This is a genomic window from Mesorhizobium loti, from assembly GCA_014189435.1.
GTDB lineage: Bacteria > Pseudomonadota > Alphaproteobacteria > Rhizobiales > Rhizobiaceae > Mesorhizobium > Mesorhizobium loti_G.
Map to the genome: position 1 here is coordinate 1,252,765 of CP050293.1, position 17,078 is coordinate 1,269,842.

Consider the following 17,078-nt stretch of genomic DNA (forward strand, 5'->3'; position numbering starts at 1 on the left):
CGGCAATTCCCCGGCCTTCTGATTCGAACCATGCCGCGGTCCGCCGGCCGGCAAGCCACGAACGCTTACGGGAAGCGATCGCGTGCCGACCTGGGACCCTTGTCAGTCGAGCGGCTCGTGCTGGTAAAGCTCGTCCATGGAGAGCGAGGCCAGGGCGCCGAACGGCGCCTGCTTTTTCACGCGGCCGCCGCTGAGGATCACCACGTCGTCGCAGAACGAGATGGTGCTGTGATGGTGGCTGATGACGATGGTCGTGCGGCGGCCGGCTCTCGACTTCAGGGTCTCGACGATGGCCGCTTCCGACAGCCCGTCCACAGCATTGGTGGCTTCGTCCAGGATGAGGAGATCGGGATCGCGCACCAGGGCTCTCGCCAATGCGATCCGCTGCCTCTGTCCCGCTGACAGATTGACGCCCCTGTAGCCAACCAGCGTCTCGTAACCCTGAGGCAGCCGTTCGATGAATTCATGCGCTTCGGCCAGTCTTGCGGCGCCCTCGGCGTCGCCGGCTGTCGCCGCGTCCTGGCCGTAGGTTATGTTTTCAAAAATGGTGCCATCGACCAGTTCCAGCTCCTGGCTGGCCAGCGCGATGTGGGCTCGCCACTGGCTGGCATCGATCCGGTCGAGCGGTGATCCGTCGACGAGGATCCTGCCGGTGTCCGGTTCCACAAAGCGGCACAGGAGATTGACGATCGTCGTCTTGCCGGCGCCCGAGCGGCCGATCAGCGCCGTCGAGCGGCCGCTGCCGATGTCGAACGTCGCCGCGTGCAGCACCACTTCACGCCGGTCGGTGCCGGAATAGGTGAACGTCACATCGTCGAACCTGATGCCCTGGCGCAGACCATGGAACGGCCCGTCGCCTCGCGGCGGTTGCGGCTTGCCTGTGGGATCCAGCAGCCATGTCACCTCTTCGAGCGATCCGCTCAGGCCTTGCAGCTGGCTCCACGACCCTTGCAGGGCCCGCATATGCGGCTGCAGCCTGTAGAGCAGTATGACGAAGGCGATGATCAGCGGGAAACTCACCTGCGCCAGCCAGGCGCCGATCACCACCGCCAGGAACAGCATGGCGTGGAGAACTTCCGTCAGCGGCGGCAGCGCTCCCTGGCGCACGAGCAGGACGAAAGAGGCGCGGCGAACCGCGTCGGACGCCGTGTCGAATATCGCCTTTTCGCGGGTCTCCTGTCCGAAGATGCGGATCAGCCGTCCGGCATGCACAAGGTGGAGCATCTGTGAGGCGAGGTGGCCGTTGCGCGAAGCGACGCTGCGGCTGGGCTCCTTCAGATTGGCCGAGAGGATGGCATGCGCGATCTGGACGAGCGCCAGTCCGAGCGTGACCAGCAGCGTCATGCGCCACGAAAGCAGCAGCAGGAAAGCCAGGAGGATGATGGCGGCCGATGCGCTGACGACGGCCGACAGCATGATCTGGATCGCATCGGAGGCCCGCCAGGATTCGTTGGAGATGATGTTGAGCAGGCGTCCCGGACTCTGCCGCAGGAAGAACGGGTAGCCGACCCGCAACAGCTGCTCCGACAAGGCGCTGCGGATCGAATGGCTTGCCTTGCCGGAGATGAAGGTCGTCAGCAGCGTGTTGGCGAAGGCGAAGACGTTCTTCAAGATGATCGAGCCGAGGATGGCGGCTGAAATGGCGACAAGCCGGTCGCGCTCGCTCAAGCCCGATCCGACATGCTGGAGGACAGCGGAGAAACCGGCCATTCCCGCCGCATCGCCGTGTCCCATGATGATGCCCAGCAACGGGATGATCAGGCCGATGCCGAATCCTTCGAGGACGGCGCTGACCAAGCCAAGGACCACCACGGCCGGAAGCAGGCGCAGTTGCCGCTTTCCGAACGCCCGGAACAGCATCGGCAGGCTAGGCGGTAGCAATGGCATTATAGCGTTTCACCTCGCCTGGGCATTGGCTTGTTGATCTTGCCGCACCGGCTCGGCTTGCGGCCGTCTCGCCAGCAGGAGAACCGCGAACCTGGCCGCGCCGAGCAAATTCATGGCGACGATCGGCCAGTGCGACAGGTTGAGTTCACGGTCGAACGCAGGCCCCCTCGCCAATTCCCGGAAAGCCCCTCTTGTGGCCCAGTAGAAATGGCGAAGCAGCCACGGCGCATGGCGAACATGCTTCAGGCAGAGCCCACCATTGCCCAGGCTGTAGTCGCGGTGGAGTTTTTCGATGGCTTTGCGATCCCGCCGGCCGTGATGGTGGAATATCGTCATGTCAGGCACATACTCGACCGGGATACCGAGCAGCATCGCCCGCACGAGGTAATCGGTATCCTCGGCCGATCGCAATGGTCCGCCGGCGCCGAAGCGTTCGTCGAAATAGCCGATGCGGGCCGCGACATCGCGGTGCATGGTCATGTTGCAGCCCAGCACGAAACCGCCGGGATGGACATCCGGCGTCAGCCGCTCGCGCACCCGCGAGCGCTTGATGGTGAACGGCAAATCCCTGGGATCGCCAAGCTCGACACGGCCTCCACGGATCAGCCATCGTTCCCCGGACGCATAGTGTCGCTCCAGATCGCGCAAATAGTCGCAATGGACCGCGCAATCATCGTCGACGAAGACCAGCACACGGCCGCGCGCGCGCCTCAGCCCGGCGTTGCGGGCAGCCGCCAATCCGGGGCGCGGCTCGCAAACGGGCGTGAATGGAATGTCCGACATGGCGGCGATGCTGGCCAGGCGTTCGGCCGTGCGGTCGCTCGAACCGTTGTCGACGACCACGAGTTCGGCCGCGAAGCCGGCATGTGCGCGGCACGCGGCCTGCACCGACTTGATGCAGGCATCGAGCACGGCGACGCGGTTGCGCGTGCAGATGATGAAGCTGACTTCCGGCGCCGATCGTTCCGGGCGGGGACCAGCCGGGGCAGGGCCAAGCGCCGTCGAATGATCGCGCTGCAGAGGGTGGTGGGCTTTGACGATCATCCTTCAGCCCGCCTGATAAGGTGCCAGAACCGCCGCGGCGGGCGCGGATTTGAAGAAGTATGCCATGGCGTCCGCTTGCCTGCTGGCCGACAGCGAGGCGAGGCTGAGCCAGGGCGCCCAGGCGCCGGGCCGCAGCGCATATTGCTCGCGGCGCCGGATGACGTTCCACTTCGCGGTCCGCGTCAGCAATTCATGCGTCAGCGGGGGCTGCTTTTCGTCGGCTACGAGCTGGTAGAGGAAATAGAACAGGTTCAGCGCGCCGGCCTCGAAGCTCGGCCGCGTCGCGGCCGGCAGCGAGCAAATCTCCTCCTCCAGCGCGACGATGAAGTTGGCCGCGCGGGTAACCGTGTCGTGGCTGACCGCATCGCCAATGTCGCGCAGATCCCGCGTGGCTTGCGCCAGGCCCTCGCGCTCGAGGTTCTCGGCCACGATCCGCAAATGCGTCCTGCGCATCTCCTTGACGTGCCGGCTGGTCACGCTTGCCTGATGGACGCGGTAGACGACCAGGTTTTCGGGCATCATAGCCGCCGGGTAGCGGCCGGCCAGCCGCCTGAAAAGATCGAAATCCTCGGCGTGCCTGTAGGTCTGGTCGTAGCGGAGAACGGCGTCGTCGACGACCTTCCTGTTGTAGACGACCGTCGGGTGCATGAAGATCGTGAAGAACATCGCCAATATCGGGATGCGGCCGAACTGGAACACCGGATCGGGCTTGCCCCTGGCAATGCGGCCGCGGATCAACATGTCGACGCCGGCGCCGCAGAAGCCGAGCTCTGGCCGCCGCTCAAACAACGCCACCTGGCGCGACAAGCGCCAGGGATAGGCGACGTCGTCGGCGTCCATCCGCGCGACCAACTCGCCCCGGGCGACCGCCAGCCCTTCGTTGAGCGTCGCGACGAGACCACGGTTTTCGCGCGAGATGATCGAGATGCGGCTGTCGGCCTGCTGGCATCGCTCGAGGATTTCCAGCGAATTGTCGGTCGACCCGTCGTCGATCGCGATGATTTCCAGGCGGCCGTAATCCTGTCGCTGGATGCTTTCCATCGCGGCGGCAAGATAGGGTCCGGCATTGTAGACCGGCAGCAGGACGGAGACGAGCTGTGCTGCGGTCATCGTCTTGCATCCGTTCGCTGGAGGTCGAGCGACGGCGTGCGGCCATCGGGCGATCCACCGGGATAGGCGTCCCCTGGCCTCGCGAGCCAGCCGCCATGGCCGGCCTGCGCGGCGCGGGCGCGCGCGACATAGGGGAAGTGGCGCTTGAGGCTGTTGAGCGGCCTTTCGAAAACCACCCAGGAAATCGAGGCCACGACAATCGTGGCGGCGCCCGCAACCAGGAACCGCCCCGGCCCTTGCTCCGAGACATTGAGTGGAATCCAGGGCTGCGACTTGACGGCGAGCGACAGCAATATCGGATGATAGAGATAAACGCCGTAGCTGATGCGACCGAGGCCAAGCAGCGGCGGCAGGTCAAGAAGCTTGCCGAGGGCGCCGCCAATGCCGCTCGAACAGGCGGCGACGATGACCATCAGCGGCACCAGGGGCAGGACTTGCCGCACCAGCCAGTGGGCCCATTCCAGCATCGGATCGGCGGGCGCCGGGACAAACCACTCGATGACAAGGAATGCGGCCGCGAAGGCAGGCCAGCAGAGCCGCATCCATTGCGGCAGGGCCGCACCCCTGGACCGCCAGCAGGCAAGCAGCGCGCCCGTCGCCAGCGCATCCATGGATGCCGGCGGCAGCAGGTCGCGCGCCAGCGCCGTGTTGGCGGTGAGCGGCCAGTAAAAGCGATAGGCCAGCGACAGCGCGATGACGCCAATACAGATTTGTTCGAAGCGCCGGCGTGGGGCCAAAAGGACGACCAGAGGCCAGGCAAGATAGAACTGCTCCTCGATGCTCAGGCTCCAGAAATGGCATAGCACCCAAGGGTTCCAGTCATTGCGCAGCGCATACCAGAAATTCGACAGATAAAGCGCATGCCAGAGCAGCGATCCGCTGGACTGCTCCAGATCGACCAGCCAGACGAAACCCAGGACGGCAAAATAGGGCGGGAATATCCGCAGCGCCCGCCTGATGTAGAAGGATCGCAACGCGGGGCCGGTCTCGAATTCGGCGGCCGAACGCGCTTCCAGGAGCAGGCGCGTGATCAGGAAGCCGCTTAGCACGAAGAACAGCCGCACGCCGATATGACCCCAGAAGGAAGATCCCCCCGCCGCGAAGAAATGGGAGTACATCACCATCGTCACGGCGATGGCCCTCAGTGCATCCAGTTGGATGTCGCGGGCGTTTCCCATCAGCGGCTTCCGCCGGCGTTACGCCAGCCCGCCGTTTCGAGCGGCAGGCCAAGGCGGACGAGACCCGCCAGGGCGCCGGCATCGTCAAACCCGCGCCTTGCGCGTCCGATCGGGCCGGGCCCGAAATCGACGGACGGACAGCTCAAGTTGGTCAACCTGGGGGAATCCTCCACGGCGTATGTCCAGTCGCAAACGAGTCCCCCCGGAGATCGTTCGGCTACGGCATTGTGCAGCGCAACACAAAAAATCTACCCGGCTGAAATACTTGTGTGAGCAACCGCTAAAAATTGACAAAACCGGCCGGTTATCGCCATTTTTGGCGATTTTACTGATAATTTAAACCCTATGGTTTAAGTTGTGCCGATATTCCCGCCTCGGTTGATTGGGGATAATTCTTGGCTTGAGAGCCTGGTTCTTTGTTAAATCACAAAAAGTTTTGGAATCTATATTTTATCTATATGGATTCGGTCCTGGTTCCGCGGAGAAATGATTTGGAACCATTGGCTTTGCGCGGTGCAGCATGGTCGCCGTTTTTCGTCTCTGTCTTCGGGGCGAAGCAGGGCTTCGAGGCCGGTTTTGGGCATCGGAAACTCCTTGGATATGCGGGCGACTGCATTGAGCTTTTGTTATGCATGTCGTCGTCCCAAAACCGCTGCACGCTTTTGGGACGACATGCACTAGGCACCGGCGGGATCGAGAAAAACGTAGAGGGAATGGATGAGGTCGCCCTGGAAATGCGCGACATCGGTGCCGGTCACGGCTACGGGACCGTTGGGCGGACCGGACTGCCAGCGCAGCCGCCCGATGCCGTGGTGACCGACGGCAGGGCCGATCGCCGTGAAGACAAAGCCTGGCGGCAGGCTCGACAGCAGCGTATCCACCGCCTGATTGATGGCGACATGGCCCGTTGCCGCAGCATGCGGTTCATACAGCACTGCGTCGTCGGCATAGATTTTTGTGATGGCGCTCATCCGGCGGGCGGCATCGCGCTCGCCGAACACGTGGGCAAGGTTGGCCTGCATCAGGGCGTCATAGTCGATTGGTTCTGCGGTCATCTTCCACCTTCCGGGCAAGTGGATGTCGTCTCTCGCCTGTCCGGTTAGGGGAATATGCACCATCACAGGGCGCAACGCACTGTTGGATCCCGCTATTTCCAGCCTGAATCCGCTCTCGCCTTGCGATCAGCTTAAGGCAGGCGAAGGTGGGCGATCCCTCGCGCCCCCCTCTGTCCTGCCGGACATCTCCCCCATAAGGAGGGAGATCGGACGTCCCGCCGGCCTTCGCCAATCGCCAACGTCGCAGGAAAGACTGGGGCGCTGTCGCGCCGGCAATCAATCCTCACGGCCCCGCTGGCCGCCCCGCCAAAATCACACCGCGTCGAACACCACCGTCTGCTCCAGCCCGCCGCCCCGGCGGTTTTCCAGCGTCACGGTGCCGCCGTAGCGCTCGATGATTTCCTTGGCGATGGCGAGGCCGAGACCAGCGCCCGGGATGGATTGCAGGCGGCCGGGGTCGACGCGGAAGAAGGGTTCGAACGCCTTGTTCAAGAGCTCCGGCGGAATGCCGGGCCCATGGTCCGATATGGTCAGCACGGCGCGATTGCCGGCTACGGCCAGATCGATGCTGCACGCCTTGCCATGGGTGGCGGCGTTGACGATCAGGTTACGCAGGGCGCGGCGCAGGCCGAGCGCGCCGGCGCGCACCGAAACCTTGTCCAGGTGCCCGATCGATACGGCATGGCCGAGCGACACCATCTCGGCTTCGATGTCGCGCACCGTCTTTTCCAGGTCGACCGGTTCGACGGCGTCCTGGTTCACCTCTTCGCGCACCAGCCGGATGGCGCTGTCGGCGATGCGGTCGAGCTCGTCGAGGTCGTGAAGCCACTTGTCGCGCTCGTCGTCGAGGAATTCCGCGCGCAGCCGCATGCGCGTCATCGGCGTGCGCAGATCGTGGCCGGCGGCGGCGACCAGCCGCATGCGGCTTTCCATGGCGGTCCTCAGCCGCGACGAGAGCTGGTTCAGCGCATGCGCGGTCGCCTTGACCTCGGCCGAACCCACTTCCGGCACCGCCGCCAGCACGCCATCCGATCCGATCTTGGAGACCGCGGCCTCCAGCATCTCGAGCGGTCGGATCAGCACCGAGGTGAAATAGACCGACACCGCCGTGGCGCCGGCGACGATCAGCGAGATCCAGCCGGCCAGAACCAGCCATTCGCGCCGTGGCGGCTTGAGATGCGGCACCTCCATGATCGCCCAGCGACTGTCGGGCAGACGCACCGATGCGATCTGGCCGGGTTCGTCGGCCTTCTCGCTGACGACAGCCTGCAAGTCGAGGTCACGGCGATGCAGGATGTCGTTGAGCATCGCCGTTTCCGCGCGAGCCACCTTGCCGCCCGCCGGGTGGTCGGCGAATTGCACCCGCAGGACGTCCGGGATCGGCCCCGGCAACAGCCGCACCACCAGTTCCATCTGCTGGGCAATCCAGGGCACGGTCAGTTCCGGCGGCGGCCCGCCGCCGCGCACGCTGATGACGGCGGCCGTCGCCAGGCCGACGACGCCGACGATCGAGGCGACCAGCAGCAGGATGAGACGGCGGCGCAGCGAGTTCACGCGTGGCTCTCCACCGCTTCGACGCGCGCGGTGAGCTGGTAGCCGCCATTGCGCACCGTCTTGAACAGCGGCCCGTCGCCGGTATCGCTGAATTTGCGGCGCAGCCGGCTCACCAGCACATCGACCGAGCGTTCGAGCGGATCGCGCTCGCGGCCTTGCGTCAGGTCGAGAAGCTGGTCGCGGGACAAAAGCCTGCCGGGACGGTCGAGAAACACCTGCAAAAGGTCGAACTCGGCGCCGGTGAGGTCGACGGCCACGCCTTGCGCGTCCGTCACCTTGCGGGTGTCCGGTTCCAGCCTGTAGCTGGCAAAGCGGTAGATACGGGCGCGGGGCGGCGCAGGCGTCTCCTCGGGTGCGGAGCGCCTGAGCACGGCGCGGATGCGGGCGATGAGCTCGCGCGGGTTGAACGGCTTGCCGAGATAATCGTCGGCGCCGAGCTCCAGGCCGATGATGCGATCGACATCCTCCTTCAGCGCGGTCAGCAGGATGACCGGGATGTGCGGCCTGCGGTCACGCAAGGCCCGGCAGATATCGAGGCCGGAGCCGTCCGGCAGCATGACGTCGAGCACGATCAGGTCGAACTGGCCCGCGCCCAGCCGCTGCTCGCATTCGCGCCGGTCCGCCGCCGCCGTGACGCGAAAGCCCTGGCTGTCGAGATAACGCTGGAGAAGCGTCCTGATCTCGCGGTCGTCGTCGACGACGAGGATATGGGGTTGTGACTGCATCATCGTGCCCTTGCCCCCGACTATAGGGCCCCGTGATTATAGAGGCCCGTGATTACAGGGGCTTGGCCGCGATTATAGGGAGAGCCGCGCCCAAGCGGCATGGAAAATTGCAACTGAATGTTTCCGGCAGGTCGTTGGAAACATTCGGAAACAAATTGCCCTTTTGCGGAAACCTTCGGCAACACGCCGACGCGAAGCGGACAAACACGCTTCCTATCCTCTCATTTGTCCGAAGCATGAGAGAAAGGAACACCGTCATGCGAAGCAGACTTCTTGCGCTCGGCCTGTTTTCCGTCGCCGCAATTCACCCCGTGCTGGCGGCACAGCCCGATCCGGGCCCCGGTGAGCCCCCGGTCATGGCAATGCAGGATGGACCCGGTCCGCATGGGCCGATGCGGCATGGTCCTCAGGGTTTTGGCCCGCAAGCTTTTGGGCCTGAAGGCTTTGGTCCCCGCCGCATGGGCCCGCCGCCGGAATTCATGCTGGCCGCCAGGCTGGCCGCGCTCGAGACCCGCGTCGGCATCCGCACCGAACAGCTCGATGCCTGGCGCGACTACACAAGCGCGCTGCAGGCCGTGCTTTCGCCGCCGCGGCATGATCGCGGCCCTGGCGGGACTGGCGAGGGCGGTCGCGGTCCCGACGCCGGCGCTCCCGAGGATCCTGGCGGCAAGCCAGATCCCTTCGCCTTCCAGGAAAAGCTGGCCGACGACGTCACCGCGCGCGCGGTTTCGGCCGGCAAACTGAAGGACGCGATCGCTGAACTGCGCGCCAAGCTGACGCCCGAACAACTCGAACTCCTCGCTTCGGCGGAACGCCCCCATGGACCACCCCCGGTCCCTGGGGCGGTCCTCCGAACGATGCAGCCGGCCCCAGAGGCTTGCCCAACGATGGCAGGCCGCTCCCACCCCAGCCCGGGAATGACGAGCAACTCTGACCGACTGCGCCGGCCGGCCCGGTACCCAACCCGTTCTCGGGCCGGTCGGTTCTCTTCAGGGATGGCGGGCGTATCTTCGCCATCCCTGGCTTTCAAATCACGCCCAGTTCGAATCACGCCCAATTCAAATCACGCAACGGAAGCACGACAATGTGGGAAGCTATGATCATGCTGCGGCTGCTCGCGTCCGCCAGCCCGAGGCTCTCGTTCGGCCCTGCCGGGCGCGGCATGCCGTCGGCCGCACGCGTAATGCCGCTGGCCCTGCCGGTCGACACGCTGAAGGGCGCGATCCGCCTGAGCTTCGCCGCCTGGCGGCTGTCGCTCCCGCTCACCACAAACAACCACGCAGATCATGACCGCAAGATCGCGTGAGACTCCGGCAAGGCGCTTGGCATGTCATCGCTGATCGGCATAATGATGCCGGTGGGCATCGCGGCCAGCTACTCGACCCTCGAGCAGTTCCGGCCGCCGAGAAGGAGCGCGACATGAGCCGCTTCGAAACATTGCTCGAAGCCGCCCGCAGACGGGCGCGGCCCAACATCGTGATATGGATCGGCATGCCCTCGACCAAGCGGTCCATTGTCCATGCGCACGCAATTCCAGGGAAAGATCCAGGCCATGACTTTCAAGCCTAGCCAGTCTCGTTTGTTGGCACGCCGTCTCGCACCCTGGGCGGGACTGCTTGTCGCCACCGTTCTGCTGGCCGCCTGCTCGCAGGAGAGCAGCGCTCCCGCCGGCATGGGCGCGGCCGGCAAACCGGAAGTCGGCATCGTCACCCTGCATCCGCAGTCGGTCGCGATAACGGCCGAACTGTCGGGGCGCACGGCGGCCTCGCTGATTGCCGAGGTACGCCCGCAGGTCAACGGCATCATCCAGCAGCGCCTGTTCAAGGAGGGCAGCGAGGTGGCGGCGGGACAGCCGCTCTACCTGATCGATCCGGCAAGCTACAAGGCGTCCTATGACAGCGCGGTCGCGGCGCAGCAGAAGGCCGAAGCGGCGGTGCCTACCGCGCAAGCCAAGTTCGATCGTTATGCAGGGCTGTTGAAGCAGAACGTTGTTTCCAAACAGGATTATGACGATGCCGCCGCCACGCTGGCGCAGGCGCAAGCCGATGTCGCCTCGGCCAAGGCCAGCGTCGAGACGGCGCGCATCAGCCTCGACCGCACCTCGATCACCGCACCGATCGCCGGCCGCATCGACAAGTCCACGCTGACGCCCGGCGCGCTGGTCACCGCCAACCAGGACACGGTGCTGACCACCATCCGTGCGCTCGATCCGATCAATGTCGACGTCACGCAATCGAGCACCAATCTGCTCAATCTGCGCCAGGCCATCTCGGAAGGGCGGCTGAAGTTCAGCGGCCCCAATGTCAGCGTCAAGCTGAAGCTCGAAAACGGCACCATCTACACACAGACCGGCAAGATGGAATTCGCCGGCGCCAATGTCGACCAGACTACCGGTACCTTTGCGCTCAGGGCCGAGTTCCCCAATCCCGACCGCCTGCTTTTGCCCGGCATGTATGTGCGGGCGCTGGTCGAGGAGGGCGTCGCCCAGAACAGCTTCCTGGTGCCGCAGCGCGCCGTCAGCCGCAACACCAAGGGTGAGGCCACCGCCATGGTCATCAATGCCGCGGGGAAGGTCGAGACCCGCGTCCTCGCGGTGCGCAACAGCGTCGGCAACAACTGGCTGGTGGATTCGGGTGTCGGCGACGGCGACCGCGTCATCGTCGAGGGCATGCAGCTGGTGCGTCCCGGCGGCGATGCGACGGGCGTCGAGGTGACGATCGACGAGACGACCGGCGAGGTCAAGGATCGCGGGCAGGGCGCTTCGGCCGCATCCAACGCGGCCAAACCGGCGCCTGCCGCCGCGATCGGGAACTGAGCGATGTCCGTATTCTTCATCAACCGGCCGATCTTCGCCTGGGTGATCGCCATCGTGATCATGCTGGGCGGCCTCTTGGCGCTCACCTCGCTGCCGATCTCGCAATATCCGCAGATCGCGCCGACCACGGTCAACATCAGCGCCACCTATCCGGGCGCCGATGCGCAGACGGTGGAAAACTCGGTGACCAAGGTCATCGAGCAAGGCATGACCGGCATCGACAATCTCGACTATATGACGGCGACGTCGACCTCGACCGGTTCGGCCTCGATCACGCTGACCTTCACCACATCAGCCGATCCCGACACCGCCCAGGTGCAGACGCAAAACAAGCTGCAGCTGGTGCAGTCGCAGCTGCCGCAGGTGGTGCAGAGCAACGGCATCACCGTCTCCAAATCCTCGACCGGCTTCCTGATGGTCATCGGCTTCGTCTCGACCGACGGCAAGATGAACTCGACCGATCTCGCCGACTATGTCGACGCCACCGTCAACGACACGCTGAAGCGCGTCGAGGGCGTCGGCTCGACGCAGCTGTTCGGTTCCGGCTATGCCATGCGCATCTGGCTCGACCCCGACAAGCTCGCCAAATATGCCTTGATGCCGAGCGACGTGGCCTCGGCGATCGAGGCGCAGAACACGCAGGTTTCGGCCGGCCAGCTCGGCGGCCTGCCGGCGCGCAAGGGCCAGCAGCTCAATGCCACGGTGACGGCCAAGAGCCGGCTGCAGACCGCCGAACAGTTCCGCAACATCATCCTGAAGAGCCAGACGGACGGCTCGCTGGTTCGCCTCAACGATGTCGCGACCGTCGAACTCGGCGCCGAAAGCTATACGACGCAGGCCAATTACAACGGCAAGCCGGCGGCGGGCGTCGCTGTCAACCTGGCGACCGGCGCCAACGCCATCAACACCGCCGAGGCGGTGCGCTCGACGATCGCCCGGTTGAGCTCGACTTTCCCGCAAGGGGTCGAGGTCGTCTATCCCTACGACACCTCGCCCTTCGTGCGGCTGTCGATCGAGGAGGTGGTCAAGACGCTGGCCGAGGCGATCGTGCTGGTGTTCCTGGTGATGTTCCTCTTCCTGCAGAACCTGCGCGCCACCATCATCCCGACGATCGCGGTGCCGGTGGTGCTGCTCGGCACGTTCGGCGTGCTGTCGCTGTTCGGCTATTCCGTCAACACGCTGACCATGTTCGCCATGGTGCTCGCCATCGGCCTTTTGGTCGACGACGCCATCGTCGTCGTCGAGAATGTCGAACGCGTGATGCAGGAAGAGGGCCTGTCGCCGAAGGAGGCGACGCGCAAGTCGATGCATGAAATCACCGGCGCGCTGATCGGCATCGCCACCGTGCTTTCGGCCGTTTTCGTGCCGATGGCTTTCTTCGGCGGCTCGACCGGCATCATCTACCGGCAATTCTCGGTGACGATCGTCTCGGCGATGGTGCTGTCGGTGCTGGTGGCACTTGTGCTGACGCCGGCGCTGTGCGCCACCATCCTGCGGCCGCCCAAGGACCATGCGACGCAGACCGGCCCGTTCGGCTGGTTCAACCGTGTCTTCGACCGCGGCACGCTTGCCTACCGCGACGGCTCGCACAGCATCATCAACCGGTCCTGGCGCTTCCTCGTCGTGTTCCTGGCCATCGTCGTTGCCGTGGGCTGGATGTTTGCCCGGCTGCCGAGTTCGTTCCTGCCGGAAGAGGACCAGGGCATCCTGATCACCAGCGTGCAGCTGCCGGTCGGCGCGACGCAGGACCGCACCGAGCGCGTGCTGGCGCAAGTGACCGACCATTATCTCAACCAGGAGAAGGACGTCGTCGACGGGGTGTTCACCGCCTCCGGCTTCGGCTTCGGCGGCGCCGGACAGAATGTCGGCATCGCCTTCGTGCGGCTGAAGGATTTCGACCTGCGGAAATCGCCGGCTTCTGCCGCGCAGGCGATCGCCGGCCGCGCCATGGGTGCCTTCTCCAAGATCAGGGATGCGCAGGTCTTCGCGCTCGCGCCTCCGGCCATCCAGGGGTTCGGCAACACCAACGGCTTCGACTTCTACCTGCAGGACGTCAATGGCGCCGGCCATGACGCGCTGATCCAGACGCGTAACCAGCTTCTGGCCTTGGCCGGGCAGAGCAAGGTGCTCGCCAACACAAGGCCTAACGGCCAGGAAGACCAGCCGCAATTCTCGGTCGACATCGACCAGGAAAAGGCCAGCGCGCTCGGCGTCAGCCTGGCCGACATCAACAACACGCTGTCCACCGCCTGGGGCAGCGACTACGTCAACGACTTCATCGACCGCGGGCGGGTGAAGCCGGTCTATCTGCAGTCGGACCCGAATTTCCGCATGCAGCCGGAAGACCTGGACAAATGGCAGGTCCGCAATGCCAGCGGCGCCATGGTGCCGTTCTCGGCCTTCGCCTCCAGCCACTGGACATTCGGCTCGCCGAGGCTCGAACGCTACAATGGTTCGGCGGCGGTCGAGATCCAGGGCGCGGCGGCCACGGGCGTCAGCTCGGGTGCCGCCATGGACGAGATCGACAAGCTTGTCGCGCAACTGCCCGCCGGTTATTCCCACGAATGGACCGGCCTGTCGCACCAGGAGAAGCTTTCCGGCAATCAGGCGCTGTCGCTCTATGCGATCTCGGCATTGGTCGTGTTCCTGTGTCTGGCGGCACTTTATGAGAGCTGGTCGATCCCGTTCGCGGTCATGCTCTCGGTGCCGATCGGCATCTTCGGCGCGCTGCTGGCGGCGAGTCTCTTCGGCCAGTCCAACGACGTCTATTTCAAGGTCGGCCTGCTGACCACGATCGGTCTCGCCGCCAAGAACGCCATCCTCATCGTCGAGTTCGCCATCGAGCGGCAGACCGCCGGGATGGGGCTCGTCGAGGCGACGCTGGAAGCGGCGCGACAAAGGCTGCGGCCGATCCTGATGACGTCGCTGGCCTTCATTCTCGGCGTGTTGCCGCTTGCGATTGCCAGTGGCGCGGGCTCGGGCGCGCAGAACTCCGTCGGTATCGGCGTCATGGGCGGCATGATCGCGGCGACGGTTATCGGCGTCTTTTTGGTGCCGTTATTGTTCGTCACGGTGCGGCGCATCTTCAAGGGCAGGGCGGCCAAACAGGATACCGGGCCAGATACTGGGCCAGGTACCGGGCAGAATACAGGCGAGACGCCAGCAACAGCCAATCAGCAATAAGGGTTCTTTCATATGACAGGTTTCGAACGTGGCTCGGTGGCCGCGAGGCGGTTCCTTGCGCCTATGATCAGCACTGTCCTGCTCGCGGGATGCGTCGTCGGGCCGGACTATCAGGCGCCCATGCTGGCGATGCCGGCGAGCTGGAGCGGCCAGAAGCAGGCAAAGCCGGCCCAGCCGGCGCAACTGTCGAAATGGTGGCAGCGGCTGCGCGATCCCGAGCTGAACACGCTTGTCGACGAAGCGGTTGCCGGCAATCTCGATGTCGCCACCGCCAAGGCAAAAATCCGCGAGGCGCGCGCCAGCTATCGCCAGACCGCCGGCACATTGCTGCCGTCGGTCGACGGCTCCGGCTCGGCCACCCGCAACAAGTCGGCCGAGACCACATCAGGCTCTGACGCCACCTACAACGAGTACCAGGCCGGCTTCGATGCAAGCTGGGAGCTCGACCTGTTCGGCGCCAACCGAAGGGGCGTCGAGGCCGCCCGCTACGGGCTGGACGCCTCGCAGGAGGAACTGCGCTCGACGCTTCTGACCCTGGTCGGCGATGTCGCATCCTATTATGCGCAGGCGCGCGGCTATCAGGCCCGCATCGCGCTCGCCAGGCGCTCGGCCGCATCGCAAAGGCAGACCGCCGAACTCACCCGCACCATGGCGCAGGCGGGCACCGCGACCGCCGCCGATGTCGCCAAGGCGATGGGGCAGGCGGCGAGCACCGAGGCCGCGGTGCCGACGCTGGAGGCAAGCTATGCGCAAGCCGTGCATCGTCTCGCGGTGCTGACCGGCCGGCCGCCGGCTGCCCTCAGCGAGCGGCTGAAGCGGGTCGCGCCGATCCCGGCGCCACGCCTGCCGATCCCGACCGGCATTCCCGCCGACCTCCTGCTGTCGCGGCCCGACGTGCGCATGGCGGAGCGGCAATATGCGCAATACACCGCCAAGATCGGCCAGGCCGAGGCGGCTCGCTATCCCTCGGTCAGCCTGACCGGCGACATCAGCACGGCGGCGCTGAAGCTCGGCGATGTCGGCAAGAATTCGTCGATCGGCTGGTCGTTCGGGCCGACGCTCAGCGTGCCGTTGTTCAATGCGGGTCAGTTGCAGGCGGCCGTCGAGGTCGCCAAGGCGCAGCGCGATCAGTATTTCATTGCCTACAAGGGTTCGGTGCTGACAGCGCTCGAGGATGTCGAGAACGCGCTTGTCCTGTTGTCGCAGGAGCGCATCAGGATCAGCAAGCTCGCTTCGTCGGCGAAATCCTATGGCGATGCCGCAAGCCTCGAAAGCACGCTCTACAAGGCCGGCGAAACCAGCCTTCTCGATGTGCTCGACGCCCAGCGCTCGCTCTACTCGGCCGAGGATTCGCTGCTGCAAAGCCGCGTCCTGCTGGCGACCAACTACATAGCCCTCAACAAGGCCCTCGGCGGCGGCTGGGACGGCACGGTCGACAGCACGAAGCCGGAAATCGTCGACGTCAAGACCGGCCCACGGCTGGCGTCGAAGCCGGCGGCCTGAGCGGTTCGCGGCGCCGTGCCTCATCAAGCCGCCGCTGCTGCCTCACGACAGGGCAGGCCGGTTCAGCCTATCTCCGTGCCGCCAAACGGTTGCCTTGGCGGCAGGGAAGGACAAAACCAAAGTGACATCGATGCCCGTTGCCAGTCGCGAAGCGGCGCCGTTGCCCGTCGCGGCGCTGATGGGCGCCATGGTGTCGATCCAGATCGGCGCCACCTTCGCCAAGGGCCTGTTCCCGCTGATCGGCGCGCAAGGCACGACGACGCTGCGGCTGGTCATCGGCGCGCTGATGCTGATCGCGGTGCTGCGGCCCTGGCAGATGCGGCCATCGCGCGCCACTCTGCCGTGGCTGGTCGCCTATGGGGTGACGCTTTGCGCGCTCAACCTGCTGTTTTACGCAGCGCTCGCCAGGATTCCGCTCGGCATCGCGGTGGCGCTGGAGTTTTCCGGACCGCTTCTGGTGGCGACGCTGACCTCGCGGCGCGCCAGCGACTTTGCCTGGATCGCGCTGGCGGTGGCCGGCATCGTGCTGTTGTCGCCCTTCGTCCATTCAGTCGCGCCGCTTGATCCGACCGGGGTGATGCTGGCGCTGGCGGCCGGCGGCTTCTGGGCGCTCTATATCGTGCTGGCCCAGAAGACCGGCGCGGAGCTTGGCACCCGCACCACCGCCTACGGTATGGCCATCGCCGCCGTGCTGGTGCTGCCCTTCGGCGTCGCGCAAGCGGGAACCGCGCTGCTGGCGCCCTCGATCCTGGTCAGCGCGCTGCTCGTCGGCCTGTTCTCCAGCGCGCTGCCGTTCTTTCTGGAGATGGTGGCGCTGACCCGGATGCCGGCCCGCATCTACGGCACGCTGACCTGCCTGGAGCCGGGGCTGGGCGCACTGGCCGGCTTCCTATTCCTGCACGAGAGCCTGACCGCCACGCAATGCGCCGGGATCGCCGCCGTCATTTCCGCCGCCTTCGGCACGGCGATCACCTCGAAGCCGCCGGTGCCGTCGCCGGAGTAGGGACGGATGCGCGGGATCGTG

At 65.4% G+C, this 17,078-nt stretch carries 14 protein-coding genes; 6 read left to right on the forward strand and 8 right to left on the reverse strand.

Annotation, left to right across the window (positions count from 1 at the left end):
• Positions 1-102: 102 nt before the first annotated feature.
• The 8 genes from HB777_06100 to HB777_06135 form a co-directional block, all read right to left on the reverse strand.
• Positions 103-1,887: an ABC transporter ATP-binding protein gene (locus HB777_06100; protein QND63518.1), complete on the reverse strand. Its 1,785-nt coding sequence runs from the start codon at positions 1,885-1,887 to the stop codon at positions 103-105.
• A 9-nt stretch (positions 1,888-1,896) separates the two neighbouring features.
• Positions 1,897-2,931, reverse strand: a complete 1,035-nt coding sequence (locus HB777_06105; GenBank protein ID QND63519.1) for a glycosyltransferase — start codon at positions 2,929-2,931, stop codon at positions 1,897-1,899.
• A 3-nt stretch (positions 2,932-2,934) separates the two neighbouring features.
• Entirely contained in the window at positions 2,935-4,041 is a 1,107-nt protein-coding gene (locus HB777_06110; GenBank protein QND63520.1) for a glycosyltransferase family 2 protein, read from the reverse strand.
• Positions 4,038-5,219 carry an acyltransferase gene (locus HB777_06115; GenBank protein QND63521.1) on the reverse strand — a complete coding sequence of 394 codons (1,182 nt, stop codon included), beginning with the start codon at positions 5,217-5,219 and terminating at the stop codon, positions 4,038-4,040. Before HB777_06115 ends, HB777_06110 begins: the two co-directional genes overlap by 4 nt.
• Before the next feature lie 677 nt (positions 5,220-5,896).
• A complete protein-coding gene (locus tag HB777_06120; protein QND63522.1) occupies positions 5,897-6,274 on the reverse strand; it encodes a nuclear transport factor 2 family protein in 378 nt (125 codons plus the stop codon).
• Positions 6,275-6,586: 312 nt separating this feature from the next.
• On the reverse strand, positions 6,587-7,828 hold the full coding sequence (locus HB777_06125; GenBank protein ID QND63523.1) for a two-component sensor histidine kinase: 1,242 nt from the start codon (positions 7,826-7,828) through the stop codon (positions 6,587-6,589).
• Complete coding sequence (locus HB777_06130; protein QND63524.1) at positions 7,825-8,553, reverse strand: response regulator; 729 nt, start codon at positions 8,551-8,553, stop codon at positions 7,825-7,827. The genes HB777_06125 and HB777_06130 overlap by 4 nt, the downstream gene beginning before the upstream one ends.
• A gap of 221 nt (positions 8,554-8,774) precedes the next feature.
• Entirely contained in the window at positions 8,775-9,374 is a 600-nt protein-coding gene (locus HB777_06135) for a hypothetical protein (protein QND63525.1), read from the reverse strand.
• 263 nt (positions 9,375-9,637) lie between these two features.
• Here HB777_06135 and HB777_06140 point away from each other — a divergent pair, with 263 nt between their 5' ends.
• From HB777_06140 to HB777_06165, 6 genes are all read left to right on the forward strand, one after another.
• Positions 9,638-9,859, forward strand: a complete 222-nt coding sequence (locus HB777_06140; GenBank protein ID QND63526.1) for a hypothetical protein — start codon at positions 9,638-9,640, stop codon at positions 9,857-9,859.
• A gap of 113 nt (positions 9,860-9,972) precedes the next feature.
• Complete coding sequence (locus HB777_06145; protein ID QND63527.1) at positions 9,973-10,122, forward strand: hypothetical protein; 150 nt, start codon at positions 9,973-9,975, stop codon at positions 10,120-10,122.
• Complete coding sequence (locus HB777_06150; protein ID QND63528.1) at positions 10,106-11,368, forward strand: efflux RND transporter periplasmic adaptor subunit; 1,263 nt, start codon at positions 10,106-10,108, stop codon at positions 11,366-11,368. The genes HB777_06145 and HB777_06150 overlap by 17 nt, the downstream gene beginning before the upstream one ends.
• A 3-nt stretch (positions 11,369-11,371) precedes the next feature.
• Positions 11,372-14,551 (forward strand): efflux RND transporter permease subunit, encoded by a 3,180-nt coding sequence (locus tag HB777_06155; protein ID QND63529.1) that lies wholly within the window; start codon positions 11,372-11,374, stop codon positions 14,549-14,551.
• Between the two features lie 12 nt (positions 14,552-14,563).
• Positions 14,564-16,054, forward strand: a complete 1,491-nt coding sequence (locus tag HB777_06160) for an efflux transporter outer membrane subunit (GenBank protein ID QND63530.1) — start codon at positions 14,564-14,566, stop codon at positions 16,052-16,054.
• A 121-nt stretch (positions 16,055-16,175) separates the two neighbouring features.
• Positions 16,176-17,057, forward strand: coding sequence for a DMT family transporter (locus tag HB777_06165; protein QND63531.1), 882 nt, complete (start codon positions 16,176-16,178; stop codon positions 17,055-17,057).
• The last annotated feature ends 21 nt before the right edge of the window (positions 17,058-17,078 follow it).

Bases quoted from the DNA above. Each gene is read 5' to 3' on its own strand.
- HB777_06120 (QND63522.1), bottom strand. From the start codon at position 6,274: ATGACCGCAGAACCAATCGACTATGACGCCCTGATGCAGGCCAACCTT.
- HB777_06135 (QND63525.1), bottom strand. From the start codon at position 9,374: ATGGGGGCGTTCCGCCGAAGCGAGGAGTTCGAGTTGTTCGGGCGTCAG.
- HB777_06160 (QND63530.1), top strand. From the start codon at position 14,564: ATGACAGGTTTCGAACGTGGCTCGGTGGCCGCGAGGCGGTTCCTTGCG.
- HB777_06150 (QND63528.1), top strand. From the start codon at position 10,106: ATGACTTTCAAGCCTAGCCAGTCTCGTTTGTTGGCACGCCGTCTCGCA.
- HB777_06155 (QND63529.1), top strand. From the start codon at position 11,372: ATGTCCGTATTCTTCATCAACCGGCCGATCTTCGCCTGGGTGATCGCC.
- HB777_06145 (QND63527.1), top strand. From the start codon at position 9,973: ATGAGCCGCTTCGAAACATTGCTCGAAGCCGCCCGCAGACGGGCGCGG.
- HB777_06140 (QND63526.1), top strand. From the start codon at position 9,638: ATGTGGGAAGCTATGATCATGCTGCGGCTGCTCGCGTCCGCCAGCCCG.
- HB777_06100 (QND63518.1), bottom strand. From the start codon at position 1,887: ATGCCATTGCTACCGCCTAGCCTGCCGATGCTGTTCCGGGCGTTCGGA.
- HB777_06110 (QND63520.1), bottom strand. From the start codon at position 4,041: ATGACCGCAGCACAGCTCGTCTCCGTCCTGCTGCCGGTCTACAATGCC.
- HB777_06105 (QND63519.1), bottom strand. From the start codon at position 2,931: ATGATCGTCAAAGCCCACCACCCTCTGCAGCGCGATCATTCGACGGCG.
- HB777_06115 (QND63521.1), bottom strand. From the start codon at position 5,219: ATGGGAAACGCCCGCGACATCCAACTGGATGCACTGAGGGCCATCGCC.
- HB777_06130 (QND63524.1), bottom strand. From the start codon at position 8,553: ATGCAGTCACAACCCCATATCCTCGTCGTCGACGACGACCGCGAGATC.